This is a genomic window from Paenibacillus terrigena DSM 21567 (assembly GCF_000374845.1).
In the GTDB taxonomy this organism is placed as follows: Bacteria; Bacillota; Bacilli; order Paenibacillales; family Paenibacillaceae; genus Paenibacillus_K; species Paenibacillus_K terrigena.
The window spans coordinates 248,811-269,937 of record NZ_KB895413.1 but is presented as its reverse complement, the minus strand read 5'-3'; the positions used below and the strand labels follow the sequence as shown (position 1 = coordinate 269,937).

26 protein-coding genes are annotated in these 21,127 nt (G+C 48.1%); 6 read left to right on the top strand and 20 right to left on the bottom strand.

Going from position 1 to position 21,127, the window contains the following annotated elements; translation table 11 throughout:
• Nucleotides 1-9: 9 nt before the first annotated feature.
• The 9 genes from C558_RS30445 to C558_RS30425 form a co-directional block, all read right to left on the bottom strand.
• Entirely contained in the window at nucleotides 10-378 is a 369-nt protein-coding gene (locus C558_RS30445; RefSeq protein ID WP_018755200.1) for a minor capsid protein, read from the bottom strand.
• Nucleotides 378-776, bottom strand: coding sequence for a hypothetical protein (locus C558_RS0105290; protein WP_018755199.1), 399 nt, complete (start codon nucleotides 774-776; stop codon nucleotides 378-380). The genes C558_RS30445 and C558_RS0105290 overlap by 1 nt, the downstream gene beginning before the upstream one ends.
• A gap of 2 nt (nucleotides 777-778) precedes the next feature.
• Nucleotides 779-1,099, bottom strand: a complete 321-nt coding sequence (locus tag C558_RS32390) for a hypothetical protein (RefSeq protein WP_018755198.1) — start codon at nucleotides 1,097-1,099, stop codon at nucleotides 779-781.
• On the bottom strand, nucleotides 1,100-1,486 hold the full coding sequence (locus tag C558_RS0105280) for a hypothetical protein (RefSeq protein WP_018755197.1): 387 nt from the start codon (nucleotides 1,484-1,486) through the stop codon (nucleotides 1,100-1,102).
• A 13-nt stretch (nucleotides 1,487-1,499) separates the two neighbouring features.
• Nucleotides 1,500-1,709 (bottom strand): hypothetical protein, encoded by a 210-nt coding sequence (locus C558_RS0105275; RefSeq protein WP_018755196.1) that lies wholly within the window; start codon nucleotides 1,707-1,709, stop codon nucleotides 1,500-1,502.
• Nucleotides 1,710-1,728: 19 nt separating this feature from the next.
• Nucleotides 1,729-2,820, bottom strand: coding sequence for an SU10 major capsid protein (locus tag C558_RS0105270; protein ID WP_018755195.1), 1,092 nt, complete (start codon nucleotides 2,818-2,820; stop codon nucleotides 1,729-1,731).
• Between the two features lie 64 nt (nucleotides 2,821-2,884).
• A complete protein-coding gene (locus C558_RS30435; RefSeq protein WP_018755194.1) occupies nucleotides 2,885-3,583 on the bottom strand; it encodes a phage scaffolding protein in 699 nt (232 codons plus the stop codon).
• 426 nt (nucleotides 3,584-4,009) lie between these two features.
• A complete protein-coding gene (locus C558_RS35085; protein ID WP_018755192.1) occupies nucleotides 4,010-5,278 on the bottom strand; it encodes a phage minor capsid protein in 1,269 nt (422 codons plus the stop codon).
• Nucleotides 5,278-6,735 (bottom strand): phage portal protein, encoded by a 1,458-nt coding sequence (locus C558_RS30425; RefSeq protein WP_245583734.1) that lies wholly within the window; start codon nucleotides 6,733-6,735, stop codon nucleotides 5,278-5,280. The genes C558_RS35085 and C558_RS30425 overlap by 1 nt, the downstream gene beginning before the upstream one ends.
• Before the next feature lie 270 nt (nucleotides 6,736-7,005).
• Between C558_RS30425 and C558_RS0105245 the strand changes: the two genes are divergently transcribed.
• Nucleotides 7,006-7,314: a DUF4357 domain-containing protein gene (locus tag C558_RS0105245; protein ID WP_018755190.1), complete on the top strand. Its 309-nt coding sequence runs from the start codon at nucleotides 7,006-7,008 to the stop codon at nucleotides 7,312-7,314.
• Here the strand turns inward: C558_RS0105245 and terL are convergent.
• The 3 genes from terL to C558_RS0105230 form a co-directional block, all read right to left on the bottom strand.
• Complete coding sequence (gene terL, locus C558_RS0105240) at nucleotides 7,311-9,065, bottom strand: phage terminase large subunit (protein ID WP_018755189.1); 1,755 nt, start codon at nucleotides 9,063-9,065, stop codon at nucleotides 7,311-7,313. The two genes, C558_RS0105245 and terL, sit on opposite strands and share 4 nt — an antisense overlap.
• Before the next feature lie 15 nt (nucleotides 9,066-9,080).
• Nucleotides 9,081-9,524, bottom strand: coding sequence for a phBC6A51 family helix-turn-helix protein (locus tag C558_RS0105235; protein WP_026263734.1), 444 nt, complete (start codon nucleotides 9,522-9,524; stop codon nucleotides 9,081-9,083).
• A gap of 1,200 nt (nucleotides 9,525-10,724) precedes the next feature.
• On the bottom strand, nucleotides 10,725-11,579 hold the full coding sequence (locus C558_RS0105230; protein ID WP_026263733.1) for a hypothetical protein: 855 nt from the start codon (nucleotides 11,577-11,579) through the stop codon (nucleotides 10,725-10,727).
• On the opposite strand from C558_RS0105230, the gene C558_RS34600 reads away from it, so the two are divergent.
• Genes C558_RS34600 through C558_RS0105215 form a run of 3 tightly spaced genes read left to right on the top strand, consistent with a single transcriptional unit; the run spans nucleotide 11,551 to nucleotide 13,805 of the window.
• Nucleotides 11,551-11,997, top strand: a complete 447-nt coding sequence (locus tag C558_RS34600; RefSeq protein ID WP_245583733.1) for a hypothetical protein — start codon at nucleotides 11,551-11,553, stop codon at nucleotides 11,995-11,997. The two genes, C558_RS0105230 and C558_RS34600, sit on opposite strands and share 29 nt — an antisense overlap.
• Before the next feature lie 3 nt (nucleotides 11,998-12,000).
• Nucleotides 12,001-12,204 carry a hypothetical protein gene (locus tag C558_RS0105220; protein ID WP_026263732.1) on the top strand — a complete coding sequence of 68 codons (204 nt, stop codon included), beginning with the start codon at nucleotides 12,001-12,003 and terminating at the stop codon, nucleotides 12,202-12,204.
• A gap of 59 nt (nucleotides 12,205-12,263) precedes the next feature.
• On the top strand, nucleotides 12,264-13,805 hold the full coding sequence (locus C558_RS0105215; RefSeq protein WP_018755184.1) for an ATP-dependent nuclease: 1,542 nt from the start codon (nucleotides 12,264-12,266) through the stop codon (nucleotides 13,803-13,805).
• Between the two features lie 16 nt (nucleotides 13,806-13,821).
• Here C558_RS0105215 and C558_RS0105210 read toward each other — a convergent pair whose 3' ends face one another.
• The gene (locus C558_RS0105210) at nucleotides 13,822-14,682 is read right to left on the bottom strand and encodes an ATP-dependent DNA ligase (protein WP_018755183.1); all 861 of its coding nucleotides are present in this window, start codon (nucleotides 14,680-14,682) and stop codon (nucleotides 13,822-13,824) included.
• Between the two features lie 140 nt (nucleotides 14,683-14,822).
• On the opposite strand from C558_RS0105210, the gene C558_RS0105205 reads away from it, so the two are divergent.
• Nucleotides 14,823-15,221, top strand: coding sequence for a YhjD family protein (locus C558_RS0105205; protein WP_018755182.1), 399 nt, complete (start codon nucleotides 14,823-14,825; stop codon nucleotides 15,219-15,221).
• A 12-nt stretch (nucleotides 15,222-15,233) separates the two neighbouring features.
• Here C558_RS0105205 and C558_RS0105200 read toward each other — a convergent pair whose 3' ends face one another.
• From C558_RS0105200 to C558_RS0105190, 3 genes are read right to left on the bottom strand one after another with little or no spacing between them, the layout of a single operon-like run.
• The gene (locus tag C558_RS0105200) at nucleotides 15,234-15,827 is read right to left on the bottom strand and encodes a hypothetical protein (protein ID WP_018755181.1); all 594 of its coding nucleotides are present in this window, start codon (nucleotides 15,825-15,827) and stop codon (nucleotides 15,234-15,236) included.
• Between the two features lie 46 nt (nucleotides 15,828-15,873).
• Nucleotides 15,874-16,269, bottom strand: coding sequence for a sigma factor-like helix-turn-helix DNA-binding protein (locus tag C558_RS0105195; protein ID WP_018755180.1), 396 nt, complete (start codon nucleotides 16,267-16,269; stop codon nucleotides 15,874-15,876).
• A 3-nt stretch (nucleotides 16,270-16,272) separates the two neighbouring features.
• Complete coding sequence (locus C558_RS0105190) at nucleotides 16,273-17,208, bottom strand: DNA cytosine methyltransferase (protein ID WP_169445308.1); 936 nt, start codon at nucleotides 17,206-17,208, stop codon at nucleotides 16,273-16,275.
• 134 nt (nucleotides 17,209-17,342) lie between these two features.
• On the opposite strand from C558_RS0105190, the gene C558_RS0105185 reads away from it, so the two are divergent.
• Entirely contained in the window at nucleotides 17,343-17,720 is a 378-nt protein-coding gene (locus tag C558_RS0105185; RefSeq protein WP_018755178.1) for a hypothetical protein, read from the top strand.
• Between the two features lie 164 nt (nucleotides 17,721-17,884).
• On the opposite strand, the gene C558_RS0105175 is transcribed toward C558_RS0105185, so the two are convergent.
• From C558_RS0105175 to thyX, 4 genes are all read right to left on the bottom strand, one after another.
• Complete coding sequence (locus C558_RS0105175) at nucleotides 17,885-18,436, bottom strand: AAA family ATPase (protein WP_018755176.1); 552 nt, start codon at nucleotides 18,434-18,436, stop codon at nucleotides 17,885-17,887.
• On the bottom strand, nucleotides 18,436-19,911 hold the full coding sequence (locus C558_RS32385; RefSeq protein WP_018755175.1) for a hypothetical protein: 1,476 nt from the start codon (nucleotides 19,909-19,911) through the stop codon (nucleotides 18,436-18,438). The genes C558_RS0105175 and C558_RS32385 overlap by 1 nt, the downstream gene beginning before the upstream one ends.
• 82 nt (nucleotides 19,912-19,993) lie before the next feature.
• Nucleotides 19,994-20,350, bottom strand: coding sequence for a 3D domain-containing protein (locus tag C558_RS30415; RefSeq protein WP_018755174.1), 357 nt, complete (start codon nucleotides 20,348-20,350; stop codon nucleotides 19,994-19,996).
• Between the two features lie 38 nt (nucleotides 20,351-20,388).
• Nucleotides 20,389-21,126: an FAD-dependent thymidylate synthase gene (gene thyX, locus C558_RS0105160; protein ID WP_018755173.1), complete on the bottom strand. Its 738-nt coding sequence runs from the start codon at nucleotides 21,124-21,126 to the stop codon at nucleotides 20,389-20,391.
• Nucleotide 21,127: the final 1 nt, after the last annotated feature.

Genomic DNA, 21,127 nt, shown 5'->3' with positions numbered 1-21,127 from the left:
GGAATCGCCTTAAATCGTTGTTACTGTGAAATTAATCGAATATAGCGGTCGCCCATTCGCATCTTTACCGAGATAAATCGGACTAGATTGGTCCGCCATACATTTGATAATCCGGTTAGTCCCGAAGCTAAACTCCGTCTTACCGTTAAGCTCCTCGTATATCTCGTTAGCCCTCGCATCTGCCGTTTTCGCCGACTTCGCGCGGAGTACGATTTGGAACGACGGCTTACGTTTCGACGTCCATTGTGACGGGGCATATCCGCCAGTCAACCGCACATATGCGCAATCGTCCGTATCGGTAGCGCCAAACTCGTTGGCGACGTATGTGTACGGAACAGATCGACGTAGGTAGTCCGTAATATCCGTAATCGATAACATTACGTCAGCTCCCTTCGTATGCCGTCCACAACCATCTGCTTATACCGTTCGGCATTTTCTTTCAGCGGCAGTTCGAGATACTTCGGCTGCGTGCCTGGCGTCGATGGGTTCTTAAACGATTCTCCGAGTTCATGCGTGATTAGCGCGTAGTTGATGCGCTCACCAGACGTACTTTCCTCCGTAGCGCTAAAATAGACTTCGCCGGTAACGTTCGAATCGTCGACGTCTACGTTCTTGCCCGACGTCTGCCGCAACGTTCCGCCTCTTAACGGAGCCAGGTCGCGAGAGATACGAAGCAAATCGTCCGCAGCGTCGTGCATACCTTCCTCCGCGCCCTGCCTTACCGCATCTTTCGACCAGTCCAGCGACTTGAAGAACTCGTCAAAATTAAAGTCCATTATCAAACGTCCACCTCCGTTAATAGCGGCTTACCGTTGAGCGCCCTTCTAACGCTTATTGCGATTGGCGTATACGTTCTCACCGTACCGTTCTCGTTTGTGTACGTAAGTCGGTCGTTTATGGAGATGATCGGCAACTTGTCGAAGATAAACGTTCCTACGCTTACTACCTCGTCCCCCCGCTGATTTCGTACGAGCTTTGCAGCCTCTTGAAAACGACAATCCTCGTAGTAAGGAGTACCGTAAACCAGTTCGTTCCAGTCCGGATCGGTGCCGGCGAATGGTTCGACGACTACCGCTTGCTTCAATGGAATAATCGCCATCTACAACACCGTCCATTTCGCCTGGCGCGCGCCTATCTTTACTCCGTTTTCGCCACCGATAATGTCGAGCGCTGATTGCGGTATCCAAGCCTCGACCCCCGACTTCGCCCAGTCCTTAAACGTAAAGCTCGCGACCCCTGTGACGGAGTATGACGCAATGCCTTGCATCTGCAACCGGTTCGAGTCGTTAAACGCAATAGCCAACTCGTTCGAAAACTCGTACACAGCCGCATCCGGTATCGTTAATTTCGGATACTTGGTCGTTAATGTGCGGTGGGCGACGTTGATTATCCGTTGTTTTTTCGCCTCATCACAGTCTGTCCAGTCCTCAATATCGATACAGTTCGCAGCGATGTACGTATCTGCGTCCGTTATATTAACCGCCACTCGATCACCTCCCTTATTTAGCGGAGGCCTTACGCCTAGTGGTCGGCTTTTCCTCCGATACTACTACGTTAACCTCTTCGTCAATTCGCTTGACATCTAACATCGTATCCAGTACCGCGATAATCTCATCGTCATCGGTCGAGAAACTTCCGCTAGAAAACGAATGCTTCACGCCAGCGACGTAGAAAGAGAGTTCGCGGTACTTCGAATGAAATACCGCCATTTACTCGTCCTCCCTCCGATTACTTCGCGCCTTTGATACGTGCGTGAGCCGCTTCTTGCTGGAACTCTAGCGTGAATTCGCCGACGATTTGACCTTGGAAGTAGTCGCCTTTCTTGCCGAGGTACTCGTGTCCGAAATCGCGACCTTGTAGCGGACGGATGAACATACGGTTCTTATCGACAATCAACGTTTCATCAGCGTTAAGGTTATCGTTGATCGATACGTTGAACTCACCGAAATCCGTCACAAGACGATTAACGACTGTTCCGCGCGTATTATCCGCTTGCGGAATAGATACGAGGCTCTTATCGAATTTACCGATGACGCGCTTTTGTTTCGCAGGAACGGTAATCTCGTACATACCCCCGTTCTTGAATCCGCCTTTCGTATAGATCGACTGCAACGAGTCGTTAATTACGTCGATCGTCAAATCGGAGCCCTTCAAGTCCGTCACGTTAGTCTTAATCATGTTGCGTACACCGTTCATTTGGCGAACAGTTCCGTTTTCATACTTAACGCCACCAATAAACGCTTTCTCCGCTTGTAACGCCAATTCAAGCAACTTCTTCGCTTTCTCGTACTCGTAAAGATCGTCGATCCCGTATTGAGCGACCGCTGCCGCTGTGCCGGAAATTTCTACGGTCTCGTCGAAAATCTGTGTAATGTTCGACTTACGTTCGCGCGGCTTGAAGCGTCCTTGGCGAGCGTCTGCACCTTCTGCGCCTTCTACGAATTGGACTTCGATCTTTGCGTTTGCTGTGATAGCCGCCGCAGTTGTCCCGGCATATCCGCGCATTACCGCAAGTTTCTTCGCAACCTTATCGACGCCAGTAACGAGGATTAATTCTTCGCTGACTTTAACGACTTGATTGGCGCGGAATGGTTCTACGTCCGCTACAGTTAGTGACGTTACATCGACCGCAGTCGCCGTAGTTACGATGCTTTCTTCCGCAAACATAGAGTCCTCAAACCACACATGCTCGACCTGAGTTGTTGGCGTACTGAAGCCCAACATAGATAGTAGCGGTGTTTGATAAGCATTCAAAAGCAAGATTTGATCCGTAATAGACTCGCGTTTACCAATTAGTTCACCTGACAAAATTTTAGACATTTAGATTCCTCCGTATATTGGTTTTTGGGTATTAAAAAAGACGATCCATTGGGGACCGCCTTGGCTATAAACCTAGTTCTCTTTTCAATTTGGCATATGCCGCCTGATCTTCTAATTTCCCACTCACGCGTGCCTTATCCGCAGCTTCCTTCAGCAATTGTTCCGCTGTCTTCTGCGCCGGCGGCGGATTATCCGTCGGACCTCCGATCGTCCTCGGTTGCGTCGGCTTCTGCTCGACTAGGAACGGTTTTGTTTCGACAAGCGATTTGATTACGTCATCTACTCCTGTAACACTTCCGTCATCGCCAACATTGATTCCCGTCTTATCCGCAAGTGACCAAGCATCGTCAATGTACGCAATCTTTGCGGCAGTCGCCGCCGAGGTAAACGCGTTCCGAATACGTTCTTGTTTTACGGATTCCCGCAACGAAGTCAATTCGGATTCTAGCGTTTGTTTAGCACCAGATTCACGCTCCAAGTCCGCTTTAACTCGTTCGACCTCTGAAAGCTCACCGCGCTTGCGTTCGTCCTCAGCGGCTTCAAGTTCCGCCAATTTCGTTTTGAGATCGTCGTAGTCAACGTATTTCTTACGTTCACGTTCGAGCCGCTTGGTGACAACATCATCGAGTTCGGCTTGCGTAAATGTCTTAGGCGGATCGGTTGGGTCAGCCGGTGGATCTTGCGGATCATCGGTCGGTGTCGGATCTTCCGCGAATAATTGGAGATTAAGCTTATGTCTAAATCGGTTAGTTTCGTTATTCATCGTTTTACCTCCGTTTAAAGTCCGTGTCGACTATCGATTATTACCCGAAAGTTTACCGACATTTCGTAAGTCCGAAAATGAGCATAAAAATAGCGCCAACCATTATTGCGTGATTGACGCTAACCCATAAAATCTATTGCCTCTTGAATATCATCGGCAAGGTTTAGTTCTGGAAACTTCTTGTCGAGCTGCAATAGACAGTGGATGTATTTTGAACTATTCAACTTTGCTGAAATGTCTTCGAAAACTTCACTGATCCAATAAATATCCACCTCGCTACACCCATTTAGAAAGGAAATGGTGAACTGCTCGTCGATAGAAAGTTCGTCGGCCAGTGATTCCCAATATTTCTGAACTCTTGGATCATTTTCTCCAAGTTCAGACCTTTCTTTAATAATATTTCGAATCTTATCAGCTCTCTCTATCTTAATCTTCTCCTTTCAAATGAGATTGCCTACCGTCGGGGAATATCGTAGTAACTACCTTACCTTCAACATAAACACCAACGTCGACGTTCATGTACGTTCCATACAACGCACCATATTGACCACGTCTAGGATTAGGTAGGTTAGCAACAAACTCTCCTGCTTCCTTAATTCTATCAGAATCCCAATCTTTAGGAAACCAAGATTGTCCTGTACCGGTCTTTTTTAGCTTCTCTTTATGCTTTGGAACGTTCCCAATCCTTACCCCATTAGAGTAAGTCTTGACGATGTTATACTCTAAGCCCTGCTCTTCAAGGAAATCGATGTTGCCTTGCCCATGGCCTCCACCTTTCATATTCTGCAAAGCTCCGGTCCGTGGGTTCCGTGTGAAATTACCGATGACCGCATGCTCTAGTGTCTCTTCGGTTGGCTGGGCTTCGTATTTTTTATCCTCGACTGATTTCGGATCACGTATAGGCGTAACAACATGGCGGCAACAAGGATGAAATATTTCGTTCCTAGGAATATCACCGATATACGGATAATCGCCGGAAGCATCCGGAACTAACTTCACGACTCGACCTTCCCATTTACGACAATCATCTTTCGCCCCATGCCGAGATATAACGCCATAATATGCTTTTCTGCCTACCGCTTCGTTGATCGTCGCTTCCTTATGCGCTGCTAACGTCTTTGTTCGCGTAATCATATCGACGTATACTTCTGGCTTCCAACGTCGTCCCGCAGCGTCAATGATGCCCGTATTAACGGAGTCCCCGAGCTTCTTTCGCAGCCCATCGAGGATATCGCGACTAATTGTTTTTCGACCGTTAACCCCTCGCGCCATGTTCGCCCGCATCGATTCGGCCGTTACCGTACGGACTGCGGATCGGACACGCCGTTCGACGTTTTGAGTGACCGCCAAGAGATCCGATTGAGTATCCGCAATAACTGCGTCCACCATTCCGTGATTCATCTTGTTAAACGACGCCACTTTCTCCGCATCCTTAACGTCCAGCGAAACGAGAGCGGAAAGTACGCCGTCACGCGCCGCGATCGGAATGTTCTCCGCCACCCATTGCGCAGACTCTTCGTTGATTGACGCTAATATCTTCGCAACTTCCGTAAGAATGGCGGCAGTGTTTGCTCGCGTCATATTCGATATATCGATGCGATCTAACGTTGTGAGAATATCGTTTATCGCCTTCTTGTACACCTTGACGAGTTTCTCCGTATTGTAATCGTATTTCGGATTAGGAATATTCGGCATTAACCGCCACCGCCATTAAATACCGACGAGTCAACAGTCCCCATCGCGTCCTTTTCGTCCTGCGCTATCCGAGTCATGATTGCGGATGCGTGTGAATCATCAACGCTATCTAACCGTTTAATCGCGGAGTGAACGTCAAGTGTAGACTTGCCGCCCGTGCGGATTTGCGCTATCTCCGCCTGCTCTTTCTCGTCGACCGGAATTCCGTCGCGCCAAGCGATCTTCGGATATATCGCTTCGTACGGCTCAAAACTGTCAACGTCTTTATTCGCAAAGTTTTCGAGTTCCATCGCTGTCCATAGCGCGTCACGGAACGCTCTATCTACGTGAACACGAATACGGTTGACCTTCGCTAAGATCGGCATGAAGCGTGCTTTAATTGCACCACCATCCGTATGCGACGTGCCAGTTCCGCCGCCAGAATCGCCAGCCAACGTTGTACCGAACAGCCATTGCGGCGTCTCCGACATCTGGAAAACCATGCCGAGGAGATAGTCGAGTTCCTTAAATGCACCCTCAAGCTGCGAATTCCACACCATATAGCCCGGAGTCGCGTCGTCTTTACCTACCGGAATATACTTACCGCCGAACCTAACGGAAGAACCATCTGCCTCCTCGATGTCATCCGGTCCATATGCGGTCGGGTCCGAGTGCTTCCACAGTATATAGTCGATCTGCACGAGCCGATCGTTAATCGCGGCAAGCAACGATTCGATTTTCTCGATACCGCTAACGCCTTCCCATCGGTCATCTAACGATTTGTACGGAATGTGGAATACGAGCGGCCGCGCAACCCCCGTTTCGACAATGTCCAAATCTCGACCGGTAACGACCTTATTACCGATAGTGAACGTCTGGATCGGTACACCGTAAGTCGTATCGACCCCGCGCTCATGCAATTCATAACGTTCATATAAGATATATCCCGGCAAATGACGCTCAACGTTAAGGTACGGAACCGCTTCGTATTTCTCGCCAGTCAACGTTGCGATGATGGCGCCATTCCGCGACTCTACCCATTCGACCCAAGCGATATTAATCGCACGGAATCGCTTCTTGCTTCCACGTGCCAATTCCGGAAATACCGTTGATGGATCGACCGGTTCGACAATTGCCTCCGGTTTAATATCCGCGGGTAATTCGAATCCTTCGGGAAGTGCGGAAAAGTCCTGCGCGTAATCGTAGCGCACCTTGACGAATGAGTCCCCGCGATAGCCTGCCCCGATTACCGTCTCGTGAATTCGTGCGGTCAAATCGTTCTCTTCAACGATCCGATTAAGCGCTTGTTGTTCGGGTGAATCATCGGGCTTACCGGATTCGTACGTTGGCGGTTCGCCTACAAGTAGATCGGACGGCTTCGTTAAAAGTACGTCGACAATATTGCACGCGATATACAGTTTCTTGAGTTGAGGGGCCGCCGGCGTATCTCGAAGCAATGCCGCGGCTCGTTCGTACACTTCGAATAGCTTACCGTCGAATATCGCTGAGCCGCGTTGGTACTTCGCAAGACGTTCGATAGAGCCGGTGGGTGGGAATTGCTTACCAACAGATATGGGTTTGGCTGAGTTCGTATTAATTCACCTCACTTTTTTAAAAAAACAGTTTACAAATTAATTTCCTTGAGTATAATAAAGATATAACATAATAATGGGGTATCTCTAACCTCTTGACACGATGTCATCACATGTTTTATAATCATGACATCAAATCAATGGAGGTTATTTGTCATGTATACAACGAACGGAGTCACTGGTGATTATCATGGGAAGAGCGTAGACATTCATAAAAGATTTACGATTCATAAAGGCTCTTATCTACCAATGTGCAATTCAAAGAAATCAAACTTTATAACAAGAACACTTGCATACTTGCTAAATAAAGGTGATATCATACTGCAAAATAATAAGTACCTCGTGGTCTCAGACATTCCTTGCAGCCCGAGTGGTGGAGCAGCGCTAGCCATGGGTAAGCACCCTGGCAGTGGTTATTTTCGATGGAAAAATTCACTCGGAGAATACTTAGACAAATATCGTTAAATCCAGCTAGGTTTTCGTCTTATCTTCTTTTTCCCCTTCGCAACGTTCTCTACCGCAAGTTGTAGCGCATCCACGGAATCAACGTAATCGCCAAATGGGTACTGCGCCATCTGATCGATAAGCATCGTATGCGATCGGTTTAGTACCAACGTTTTGTTATGAAAAAGCGGCTCCAACGATTCAATTCGCTCCTCCTTCGAGGATTTGTGCGCTTTGATATCATTGAGCCGCGTTTTTGTTACGCCTGCTTTCCGTAATGCTTCCTGAAGCTGACGGTAGAATTCGTGCTGTGCGTTAATTGTCTCGACGCTGAATACGTTGTGGCGCCATTCTTTGATCTTCGCGACGATAAGGTCGATGTAAACGTGCGGTTGCTCTTTCGATGCATACTCGTCCAATACGAAGATATGACCGGTCTTTTCGTAGCGCCCAACCGTAAGCACTGCGTTATAACACGAGCGCGAGTTCTTGCCTTGCGCGATATCCCATGCACCACTTATCGTTAGGTCACTTACGGGGATTCGCAGGTCCTCGTAGACAACGTAGTTACGTCCATGATCGTACTCGAATCGATAATAACCGTAATTGTCTGGGAAGAAGAACTGCTCATCTTCACTAAATGCTAGGTTGCGGTACTCGGAATTGTACGCCCGCGTTCCCATATTGACCTTTTCGTGCATTAACGCCCGATACGTCCAGCGCCAAGGCCACGCAAGTATGACACCTGTTTCGAGGGCGTCTCGGTTCTCGTCGTAGAACGCATTCACTTCGGATATGTCCTCGGCCCTCGCGTAAACTTCGCAGTACTGATCCCACAATTTCGGGTTGCTCGGCTCCTGGATAACCGCGCCATGAAACGATGAACGGAAGTCCTTACGTTTCAGAACGTGATTTAGCAAGCCAGTCGCGCTGACCATCGTACCAACGAGGATAATCGCTGTCGACTTCGTCCCGATCGGCACCACGACGGAATTGAACCAGTGAACGAGCTTCTCTCGCGCCTCTTTCGTTCCTTCGTTATTTGTCGAGGAAGGATCGTCCACGATAACGAGATCCGGACGATATGAACCGTGTCGCTTACCGCGTAGTTGCTTGCCGGACGACGACGCTTCGATTAACGTGCCGGTTGTCGTGATGAACGCCTCTTCATTGTCCTTCTCGTTCAAGTTATTCCGCTCAAACAAAAGAGGACCGAAGTCCTCTCGTAGTTTATCGTTATATTTGAGCTGCTTATTGATCCATCCTATTAGCTTCTTCGACAACGTATCCGTCTCGGAGATTTCGAGAATATAGCGGCGCTTCCGAAAAACCGTTTGATGCAGTGGAAATGAGTTCGAGAACATCCCCGACTTCGAATGTCCCCGCGCCGCCGCGATCGCCAGACGTGCGTTCCTCTCCGTATGGTCGACGTAATCACATAAGTCGAAGAACTCTCGGTGGATCGGCGCGATATCTTCGATCGAATCGTGCAGAGTACCATCTTCCGCGTTACGAACGATGTTATCCTCGTTTTCCGGATTGCCGGCGTCGGACAGGTATTCGTACGTAAAGTAAGCGACGTCTTCTTCCGCTCGATGAATACGTCGGAGACGCTTCAGTTCCGCGATGTCTCCACGAAGGACTTCCGCATGGTAGTCGGTAGATCGCCCCGTTTCGATTAGCGCCTTCAACTTCGTAGCTCTTTCGGTTACGACGGCAATGCGCTCGGCCCGTTCATTACGGTCAAGCCAACGCGAATCAACGTATGCCAAGCGAAATCACCTCCGTTATTCTTCGATTTTTACGTCTGCCAATAGCTCGTCCAATTCCGCAATATCCTTCGTGATGTCTTCGGTACTGCGGCCGCCGGCACCGTCCACTGTTTCGACAACGGTATGTTGCGTGATAAGTCCGTGACGTTTGAAGAATAAATCGATCCCTTTGATTGACGGTTGTGGTCCGCTAATCGTCTTCATGAGCTGCCGATAAACGAACGCTCGCTCTGACGCCAGGAAATCGTCCGCCAGCAGATTGACGTATTCGATAAACGTCTTATTTTGCGTTCGCCATTGGTGCAGCGTCTTCCGCGAGACTCCGATTTCCTCCGCAATACTGTCGAATGTCCTACGCTCCTCTTCCGAAGCAAAATCGCGCTCGACACATAGCAGCGCAGCCTTCCGTTGTCGTCCGTCTAGCTTCGCCTCTAACGCTTTCTGTTTTAGCGTTGAAATAATCTCCGCCTCCTTTCGCTTGATTTTGACGTAGGATTACCGTGGATTTAGCGGCTTTCGTACGTTTGATGAAGATTTATATTACCGCTGGTATGATGCCGCCATTTACGGAGATTTTACGTGTGATTTCGTAAGGCCCCGAGTTTAAAATTTTGTGCGCAAATTCTGAGCGCTTGTTGCGGGCCAAAATCGGACCCCCTTGGGGGATTCGCTCTTTACCGTAGTACTGCACGAAACGGTACTAACCGTATCGAAAATCTACCTGCATAATCGATGTATAAACGCCGCCAGACGCCCCTGCCGACCATCCAAACGTCAGACAACGTCAAACGTCCTAATCCGCACAACCACGCGCCTTCTCCGCCCTTGTTGCATAAACGATGTATAATCGAAATCCTGACGTTCTCTGCTTATCGCCGATAAACCGCTTAGTGACGCGGAGTACCGAAAACGGACATGTTCATAAAAGCAGGTGTTTTGTACATATGTCTTCGTATAATCGTTGCATAACGTAAAGTCTTCGATTAACGTCAGAATGTGCCGGATCGTAGCATTTCTGTGGTCAGCGCCATCGACTCCGTGAGTTTTCGGAGGGCGTCCGGTCGGAGCCATCCAGCCGTAGATACTATCGTTAATATCCGCTATGCTCGTCACTACTCGTAACCCCTACGTTCCCATCCACTCGATAATCGCTTCAATAGGTGCGTCGATATAAGGACGCTAACGAATTACGGTTACAACGGTTAGGCATGACGTTGTAATGGACGGGAAGGTACGGGAGAGTAACGGATGTTCACGGCGTGTCTAAGACACATCGGGAACTAAAGAGCGTGACTTCGGTGCGCTCGCCCCTTGTCCGCTTCGTCACTACGTTCCTAGCGACTATATTGATAACGTTGAACAAGAATAAAGACCAACGTTACAGGTAGGATATGTACACGAGGAAGGCGGAGCCGCCCCGAAGTGTTCGGCGTAAGCCGATATCCTTTTCGTCTTGTCCGTTATTCTCGTACTAGATTGCGATAATTCAACGTGCAAAAAACTGCACCTATTTCCGTAAATTGTCCGCTAACGTAGAAGACTAAGAAATAATTTCGCACCTCAAACGCTGAAATCCGTTGTGGCACTAAGGCGAATCGCCGTTTTTAGGTGTCCGACAGAGCGCACACATTTCGCAAAAGTGTCCGAATCAGCGCACACTCACTTCGCTTTCACACGAAAAATTGTCCGTAGTGTCTCGTCCGGCTGCGTCATCTTACGATAGAAAATCCACGGATTGAACATGTACGAATCAACACCGCCTACCGATACTTTAGCGATGACATATTCGCCGTCTACCGTAAACGTCGGAAATCTCCGGCTAATCTCGCCAACTGAAATACCGAGAACCGACGCCAACTCTTTCCGATTAAGCGAGCGTACTTTCTCCGGCACTTGTTCGCTCGGATTCGCACATAGCGTATTCGATCCGTAGTGCGTTAGCTGAAGCATTGTATAGATCAGGCCGAGGTCTTCTGGGCGAGTCGTTCCGTACATACGTTTAATTTTTGCTGTGTACGATTTGATTACAGATAACCCGGTCTGTGATGTTCCTCGGAAGTGATAGCGTTCGTTAACGGAGTAAGAACCGTCCTCGTTCGCCAGGATAATGCCATGTTCTACGCATCTGTTGAGGAAATCGTAAAACGACGACTTCTTACGTCGTCCATCCATCTTCAGCGCCTTGCGCATGTCTTCAGTTGTCATCGGACTCTTGTTCGCGCTGATGAGGCGACCGTCGTCGTAGTTGATATAACACTGTAACAAAAATAAAAAACCACGTTGCGCACGAGTTAGTACGCTAGTGACTTCGTGTAACGTCTCTAATACGGAGAAAGTAAAATTATCCTGCCTGCCTCGGAAAGATTTGCGTTCGCGGTGCGCGGTATATTGCGATAAACTCACGACTCTATGTGTGGCAGCTGGCGCGTAGATTAACGCCTCACCCGTTTCTGGATCGTAAGCCGTCCCTGTACCTGTAAATGCGATGTGTTCTGCTGTACTACCGTTTAACATTGCGTTGCTCCCTTCGCTAATTAATAGCGTCGGACGTTCGGAGTATGCCCGAATCATTCGTTCACCAACGCAAATAAGCGCCAATCTCCCGAAAGAGACTGACGCTGTAACGCTCTATACCTTCTTAGTCGTTAAATTGAATGAATTACAGGGTGTCTTGAAGGAAACTTCACCATTAATGTCGAATTTTACCGTTGAGGTGATACGAATGCGTTATAAATACGGACATGACGGATTCATGCCGTTAACATCCGCTATCCATTTGCACACGGCAGCACTCGAAGAACGGCCGATCCTCGTATTCGCTGGCGGTGAGCTCGTAGGTAGCGGTAAAATCGAAAAAATCACAGAGAATGCCGTCCATATTAACGGTGAGCGGTATCTTCGCGCTAATAATACGTTTGCTTACGCTAAATGATCGATGAGTGTAACGTTGAAGTCCGATATGGAACTATTTGCGGCGGCGCTTGCGGGAGTTCGCGTGTATATCGTCGCTGACAGTAAGATCGTAGATTATGGTGGGATCGTCGAGGAGTATACGCAGGATTACGTGAGGATCGGTGGAACGTGGTATTTGCGGGAAAGCTGTGAGTTTTTTGGCAGTAAATTTATGCCTGAATCATAACAACTAAGGTGTAAATTTTTACATATTTACTACAAGATACGGATAAGGAGATGGAATCGGTGTATCAAGGAGAAATAAGAAATTCGCAAATCCAAAGACTTCTTGAGAAAGTAACAAATCAAAATTATGGTAAGTATCTTCAGAGATTACGATTACATAAAGTAAGAGGATTTGAAGGCCAAATAATAAAATTTGACTTTCCAGTCACGGCGCTAATCGGCCCTAATGGCGGAGGAAAAACAACCATACTCGGCGCTGCAGGAATAATATATAAGAATATAAAACCCAGACAATATTTTGCAAGAAGTGGTCAATTGGATCAAAATATGAACCAGTGGAAGATAGAATATGAAGTAATCGATAAGTCTCTAAACAAAAGCGAAACTCTAAGAAGGAGCGCAACTTTCGGCTCAAAAAAATGGTCACGCGATGCATTGGACCGCCAAGTTGCTACTTTTGGTGTTTCTAGAACAGTACCCGCACTTGAAAGACTGGAATTATTAAGAATTGCATCAAAATCTTTTGTATTTGATGGCGCTGCGGTTCAACTAGACGAGAACATCTCCAATGCGATCGAAAAAATATTAGGTAAGGACGTGTCTGGATATAATTATATTAACGTCAACAAAGATGGTACTTTGCAATTCTTAACAGGCCTTACTGATTTCGGAATTAAATACTCTGAATTCCATTTTGGAGCAGGAGAATCAAGCATCATAAGAATGGTTATGAAAATTGAATCACTAGATGATAATTCACTTATCTTAATAGAAGAGATTGAGAATGGTCTGCACCCAGTTGCAACTAGACGAATGGTTGAATATCTAATTGAAGTTGCGGAAAGAAAAAAATCTCAAATTATCTTTACAACCCACTCAAATGACGCAATATCTCCACTGCCATCAAAAGCAATATGGGCAACTTTTAATGGCAAGACTGTCCAAGGTAAGTTAGATGTTCATTCTCTTCGGGCGATTACAGGGCAAATCCAAGCTAGTTTAGTTATTTTTACGGAAGATTCCTTTACGACTGACTGGTTAAAATCTATTCTCAATGCCTATGGAAATATTGCAGTCGATAGTGTGGAAGTTCACCCTATGGCTGGTGACGGAACTGCCGTTAGTGTAAATAGAATGCATAACATTGACCCAAGTTGTAAATATCCCTCTGTATGTTTCCTTGACGGCGACTCAAGGCAGTTAGAAAATAATCAAGATAAGGTATTCAGACTACCAGGTGAACAGCCGGAAACTTACATTTATGATAAAATATTAGATGCGCTGGATAACAATGATATTGCCGGTATACTTGCTGTTGCACTACATAAGAAATATGAAGATCACGAAAAAATTGCTTTTATTGTAAGGGAAGTGCGTCGCCTAACTAGAGACGGTCATCTTTTATACTCACAAGTAGGTAGAAGATTAGGGCTCCTCCCTGAGAACGTAGTTAGAAGTGCATTTTTCCACATTTGGGGTCTCTCTTTTCCAGATGAAGTAGCTAAAATCATTGAACCTATCAAAGGATTACTACCATTGGAACAAACTACTATTCCTAATAAAGAGGAGCAGCATAAAGAGGAGCAGCTAACATTCTTTTAGTTTTACGATTAGTAAATTATACTAAGAATTCTACGAACACCGGCGTCCGCAGCATCCCCGCCTTCGTCCAGTTCCGTATTTTCACACGCGCCTTAATACGGGGCTGGACGTAAACATACTCCGCATCCTCACCGATAACAATCTGCTGACACACTCCGTAAAATGCCATCTTCTGCGTCGGAGAAACGCCGTACTCGATAATCCCCGCAGGCCGCACTCCGCCAGCCTTCGTCTCAACGCCCGCAAGCCATCCGAAATCACCTTTCCGGTATCCCGTAATATAAACGTTCACATACGTCCAATTAATCAGCTTCAACCACGAATTGGAGCGCCGGCTTTCGTAGATACTATCCTTACGTTTGGCGACGGTGCCTTCCAATTTTTTAGCGCGGATTTGTGAAAATAGTGCCTCGCCTTTGCCGTCAACGAACGGAATCTTACCGAAATGGGCGCCGGGTAGCGCAAGTTCGTCTAGTACAGCTTTGCGTTCCATTAACGGACGACTCCGTAAGTCCACACCATTATATCGGAGAATGTCGAAAGCAACGAAATTGGCAGGTAACTGGTCCGCTAGCCGACGAATCTTATCGGAGCGCGACGCCTGGAACCGTGTCATTACTGACTCGAAGTCTATGGCGCCAGACTTCGGATCGGTACAAGCGATCTCGCCGTCAAGAATAACGTTGCCATTAAAAGAGCCGGAGCTCAATTCGGGATACTGACGTGTGCAGTCGTTGTTATGGCGTGTGAATAGGCGCGTCGTTCCGTTTGAATGCGATAAGACGGCGCGATGACCGTCGATTTTCGGTTCGAATATATAGTTATCGTCAGAGAACGGTGCCTCCGCCGTTTCGAGTAACATTGGTGAAATAAACACGTTGACCACCTCTATACGATTATAGCGCGCTGGCCGGCTCAAATGGGCGGTAAGTGTTGGCAACGAAAAAGTCTCCACTTGATAATCGAACACCCATTCGTATATAATAAGAACAAACGTTCTTGAACGGAGTGTTATATATGAACGAAATCGCCGTTAACCAACCGCCAACTGCCGAAGAAATTACCGCCATTTACGATTCATGCATATTACCGATGATCCAACCGATAGTCCAACGCAATAGAACGAGCATCGCCCGCAATAAACACGCCTTAACGAAGCTCTTCGTCACATCAACGGACCTGCTCCTAGCGCAGATCGCTCGTGATATAACCGATGCAAAGCGGATACTATCACGTCAGGACATCGTTGTGCAATCCGGTCCTCAATCGGAAGGCATCGTCAAGTATCGGTACTCCTGCCGCGGTTTCGAAGCCGAATTCGAAATAACACGTGATAAGGCCAAGGCGGAGATTAGCACAAGGATCGCGAGGTATATTGAGGACCTCGTAAACGTAAAAAGCGCCACCCTCTGGTGACGCCTTCTTTCGCTATGATATGAGTCGCCACCTCTCGCCGAGCCCGTGGCATTGTACGAAAGGTTCCGTCAACTCGCCACCATTCTCTCGCAAGTTGTACGGTACGACTCGTCCAGGCGACGTATCCTTTCGATACTGGTCGGCGCGCTCCTTATTACGTATTTTTGCAGATTCATCGGAGGTGATGAGTTCACGTATACTCCGCGTTCTACGAATTGGACGCCGATAACTTCGTCCATCAGCGCCTATCTGAGCACCTTGACCGCTGTGATACTTATCTGAGCCCTCATCGTATGTTTCGAACGCTGTTTCTCCGCTCATATTAGTTTGCTGGGACCCCCTACTACCGAAACGACGTCTATCCATTTGAACATTACTTAGTATTGGGTACTCAGTTTGTGAGACTTTGTGCGGGTTAGGATCAGTCAGATCCTCAAGTAGAATATAATCTGTCAAACGTTCGAGTTGCGTTGAGTCCGGTCGTTCTCCCGTCGCCGATACGTACGCTTCAATTAAGTCGTTAACCGCCGCCGTACGTTCCTGTTGGCCTACCGATTTCACCGCCACTAACTCCGCTACTTTCTCCGCAAATCTTACTTTATTCATCTCTTTTCCCCCTTCGTTTGTCCTTACTCTATAGTTGTCGGAGCATCTATGCGGATAGTTGCGGAGCCTCCAACTCGACCGAAATCTCGCCGTAATCCCAACGTGAAAACACCGCCGCGATCCGTTCTTCAGCAGCGGCCAAACTCTCGCCTACCGTTTGCTGCGTTATTCCCATAATTCGGGCAGCCTCCGTCTGTGTGGCGTCAACACCGTACACCCACGCAATGACCTCCGCTTGGCGTTCGGTTAGCTCCGCCGATTCAATAGCGCTATGTAAATCGATGAGGATATCGGACGCAGCCGTATCCCCTTTGAAACGTCGGTTTGCGATCTGGTGACGGTCTCGGAGCAGCGCCTTAACGCCACCCGCCGTATTCAGTGCGTATTTTTGCGTATAACTCCGTTCCTTTGCGTGAATATCTATTTTTTTAACGTGGCCCATCGTTTATGCTGCCTCCTTTAGTGTTGCTTGCGTATATTTCCGTAACTGCTCCGCTAGCGCGACTCCGATAATGTAAGAGACGCGGGATGCGACTCCGTTACCGACAATTCTGTACTGTGGACCTAACGCCATTCCTTCGGGCATAGAGTACCAGTCTGGTACCGATTGAAGTCGCAAACACTCCCTTATTGTGAATCTACCAGGATTTCTATCCGGATGAATTGGTTGTCCCGTGTTATGGTGAGCTGGAATCGTATTAGACGGGCCTCCCCACCTCATAACTCTGTTAGATTGGTCGTAGTTGTACTTCTTTTTCGGCATATAATAATCCCCGTTAACCTGGTTCTGCGGATCAGGAAGATCGGAGATTGCGTCTCTTATTGTTTTACTCCGGTACTCGTCTGGTAGCGGTGTTGGAAACTTAAATGTAAACCCTAAATCTTTTCGTACCCCTACGATAAATACACGTTCTCTGATTTGGGCCACGCCGTAATCCCACGCATTTATAAGTTGATACGAGATGTTGTAATACCTTGATAATCTTTTGATAAACCGCCGAAAAACCTTGCTGAACTTTTTATTAAGCATGCCTTTCACATTTTCTATCCAAAAAGTACGCGGTTGTTTAACTGTAATGATTGCAATTGAGCGCAACATATGTTTACCTCGCGGGTCGCTTAGTCCTGCCTGATCACCGGACACAGACCAGGTTTGGCAAGGTGGTGACATTATATAGGTATCTGCGTAGGGTATTTCTTCCCCTCTTAACTTCGATATATCAGATTCCTGCAAGTACCCGTCTCCATGATTATGTCGATATACCTTACTGGCAGTTTTATTCCATTCATAGGCTCTAACAATCTTAAACCCGGCTGCCTTAACACCGACTGATTGCAGTCCGCCACCAGCGTAGAACTCAACCGCAGTTAGACCGTTCACTGATAATTGGGGAGTTACGTTATAATTTGCGATAACTATTCAGCCTCCAATTCCATCTTCGTACTATTCGTTTGATCTTGCGTACATTTTGCGTATAATTAAGTCATAACTCGTTTAAACGGAGGTACTAACGTATGTCACTCGTTCCTTTTTCGAACAAAACGAACCGCAACGGCTCCCTTACGATTACCGTCGATAAAATGGGCCGCCTGTGCCTATCGTCTTCACTACGTCGCGAGCTCGATACTGACGGGAAACCGATCAGCCTATACGTCTCGTATGACAAAGTCAACAAACGGATCGGCATCGCGAAACCCACCGTTGTGCGTCTAACCGACGTCATCCCGTACAAGTTCGACGGACCGCGTGGTTATACGATGGCGCGCAACTTCCTAAAAGCGAACCAGATCCAGCACGACACCGCGTATCGATACGAATATGACGGAAAAGAAAACGGTTGGCTAACGTTCCGCCTCGAAGGGTACGAAGCACCAGACCAACCGGACGCGTAATTGCCTATTTTACGCGTCTTTTTCTTCGCCAAATTCGCCTTCTTCCGCCCGCCGCTGCTCTAACTGCGTTCGGTCGTCGTACGGTTCGTCGTGGAGTTCGGCATGGCGTCCCCAAAAGTACCCTGCGCGATAACCGATATCATAACCCGAAGTATCTCCCACACTTAGGCGGCCCCTTTCCGATGAATTTGCGTCATAATCTCGTCAACTTGCGTATATAGATCCGTTAGACTGCCGTTGTTCTCGATTTCATAGTCGACTTCGAAGCCAGTGACGTGTGATTCCGTATCGTGGCGAAGGTCGGCGTAGTTGAAACGGTCGCCCGACTCGACTGCGCGATTAATGCGGATGCCCTCCGGAGCCGTGACGCGGATGATTACGTAGCCGGCCGCCTTCAGTGCTGAAAATTCGTTTGGTTGACGTAGGTCTGAAACCACTGCACGGAAATCTACATCATACTTGCTCGGCATATTAATCTCTGCTAAATCCATTGCGTCGAAGCACTTTCGTATCCATATGTTAGGATCGCGCTCACGCATCACCTGACCGAACCATTGGTACAGCTCACGTTGTTTACCGTCAGTTTCGCCAAACAATTCGTGTGCATATCGCTTCAACTCGTCACCGAACGCGAACCGTGTGTATTCGTACTTTGACGATAAGTACTCGGCGACCGTATCCTTGCCGGATCGCAACGTTCCGCACAGGGCGATCATTAGGCAGCCACCTCCGATCGGATGACGTCGGTATCGCGGGAATCATCGATTATAAGTCCGATTTGACGAATATAAATCCAGTCCGTACGAGACTCTGCGTATCTAAACGAACCGTCGGTACGGCGCCCTATTAAAGTGAATCTTTTATCTTGTGAATAAGGTGCTTGTTCATTCGGGCTACTTCCACACACAATGTCACCAACGTGCGGCTCAGTCGGCTGCGGCGCCGTTACGTACTCTTCCGGAATCTCTAAACCGAGAGCGCGGCGGAGTGCGATCGCCTTACCGATATGAACGTTGAAACAATCGTCAGGTGCGCATTTTGCGATACCCTTTTCGAGTACTGTTCCGTTACCGTGTCCGTAAACAAGCGCTGTCACTACTCGTTTCTTACGATTCACGTGGAATTTAACAGTAGTAACGCGATGCCTAAACATATAATTTCCTTCCTCATTTTTCGCATGCGAGGACATACGCGCTTGTAGTGAAGCAACGTCCCCTTTCGTACGTTCAACGATCTCATCGCGAGATGGTCCGGAAACCATAGTTAAATCCTCACTAACGCCTTCTTCGATTAGTACGATATCTTCGCGTGCTACCTTTAATTGCGTTTCAGCTTCGGCAAGTCGACGTGCAAGGTTAGCGACTGTTTCGGTAAGTCCATTAATTTGCGTAAATTGCTCGTTGAACTTGCGTGTGAGTTCGGATAGTGTAAGAGCGACAGGTTCCGTTACGGCTTCAAGTGACTCGAGCACCCGATAATATTTACGAAGTACATTATCACCATTCAGTATTCCGACTGCCTCTCTGGCGAACTCGGTTTTTTCGACTACAAAAGATTCTCCTGCCCTGAAATACGTACGGTTTTCCGTTACGATAACCCGTTCACCCACCGAAGCCTTCCGTTCAACCATCCGGAAACGTTCGCCATTGATTCGTACGATATCGGTCGGTTCGAGAACAAGATAAACATGTCCGCCGTTTCTTCGGCCCTCCATATACTGTCTGCTACCGTGACCGTCTCGTTTCCCTTCAAACTGAGCGATGCCGTATTCTACTTTTCGCACCTTTAGAATATCACCCGCATTACCGTGAATATAATCGTACATCTTCACGAATTCACCTACTTTAGCATCACGCTTAATTTCGCGATATTCCCGTTGAACACCACCCAACTTTTCATCCGCCAGCACCGTAATCTTCTCGTCCGCCAAAATCTTCAGCCCCTTTTCCCCGATAATATGACGTTCACCATTCGCTGCTTCGATGATCCATAACGTTCCCTCGCAAGATCGTTGGTGCGGTCCGCTTACCAGCAATGTAACGATGACGCCGTTTCGTAAAGAAGTCCGCTTATCGTTCCAGTCCGACTCTGCCGCGGCCTCGGGATAGCCGTACTTTTGCGCAAAATCTCGGTACGTCGTATACTGGTTTCCCTTGTCAACAATCTCCGCTTTTCTGCCGTCAATAACCATATAATCGCTCCCTTATCGGATAATTACGGAGCTTTGCGCCCCATCTACTTATTACGTTGCCGGTCGGATGGCTTTCGCACACTCACTCGCCTAAAATTCGTATTTTTCGCTTCTGGCGCCCGAAACGTTGCGCCTCATCAGTATCACGGATAAATACGTCGATGCGCTTGCCTTTGATGGCGCCGCCTCGATCGTGGCAAGTTCTGACGCCGACGCCGTCAATTTCAATCTCCGTGCCGAACGGAATAGACTTCGGGCAAGCCAGCGTTTGATCGTCCGTAAATGGCGCGCCACTTGCGGTAATCGTCCAGCCACCGTTTTCTTCGGGCGCGTCCGTATATGCCGTCAACTCCCACGTTTCCCATGCAGGCTCGATCGATACCGCATTAGATACGTCTACTTGCGTTGAATTTACGTTGAGTAGCGCTATAAGTATCAACGCGATATAAACGGGAATATGACCGCCTCCTGTTCGTATTATTTGAAGAACTTCGCTGTCCACGGATCGACTTTGACGACTTCTTCGCGCAGTTTCTCCGCCAGGTCCGCTATTTCCCATTGAGCACCGTTACCTGGACGTCTCTTTGCGTAAAAATCGAGCAGCGCACGAAGGTTGACCGTCAGAACGAGATTGCACGTAGCGGCGTTTGGCAGGACCATACGTGCGTCTTCGGCTGGGACGCCCATTCCACGAAGATGGTTATAGTACGCCTGTATTGTTTGCATCATTCCGGAGAATACTTCGTCCCCAGTCCTGCCGCCGCACATTGTCGCCTTTTCCGAAACGCTCGGAGGCGTCACGTACCCGAAGCCACCCGACTTGTCACCGCTGCCGAAACGCACATATCGTTGACTCTGCACGGAATACGAGAAGCCGACGCGATGGCGCGTGAGCTGCGCGAGTAACGACCGGCTGACGCCTTCGATGGCGAACGTATACGTGATGTGCTCCAACGTTGATGTGTGTTTGCTTGCGATGATGTGGCGGATCAAACGGTCGGCTTCCGATCCTCCCTCGCCGTCTGACGCGGATTGGCCGAAGTATTTAGCGCCTTCCGTCGAGACGATTTCGGACGGCTTTAGCGGAGAGTAACATGTTCGGACTGCGGTGAGGGCTACAATTTGACTAGCGGAAATATCCGATAGGTCTTCCGTGTAAATACTGTCTAAAAAACCTTCGGATAGTTGTGTGTGACCTAATAATTTAATGTTCAAA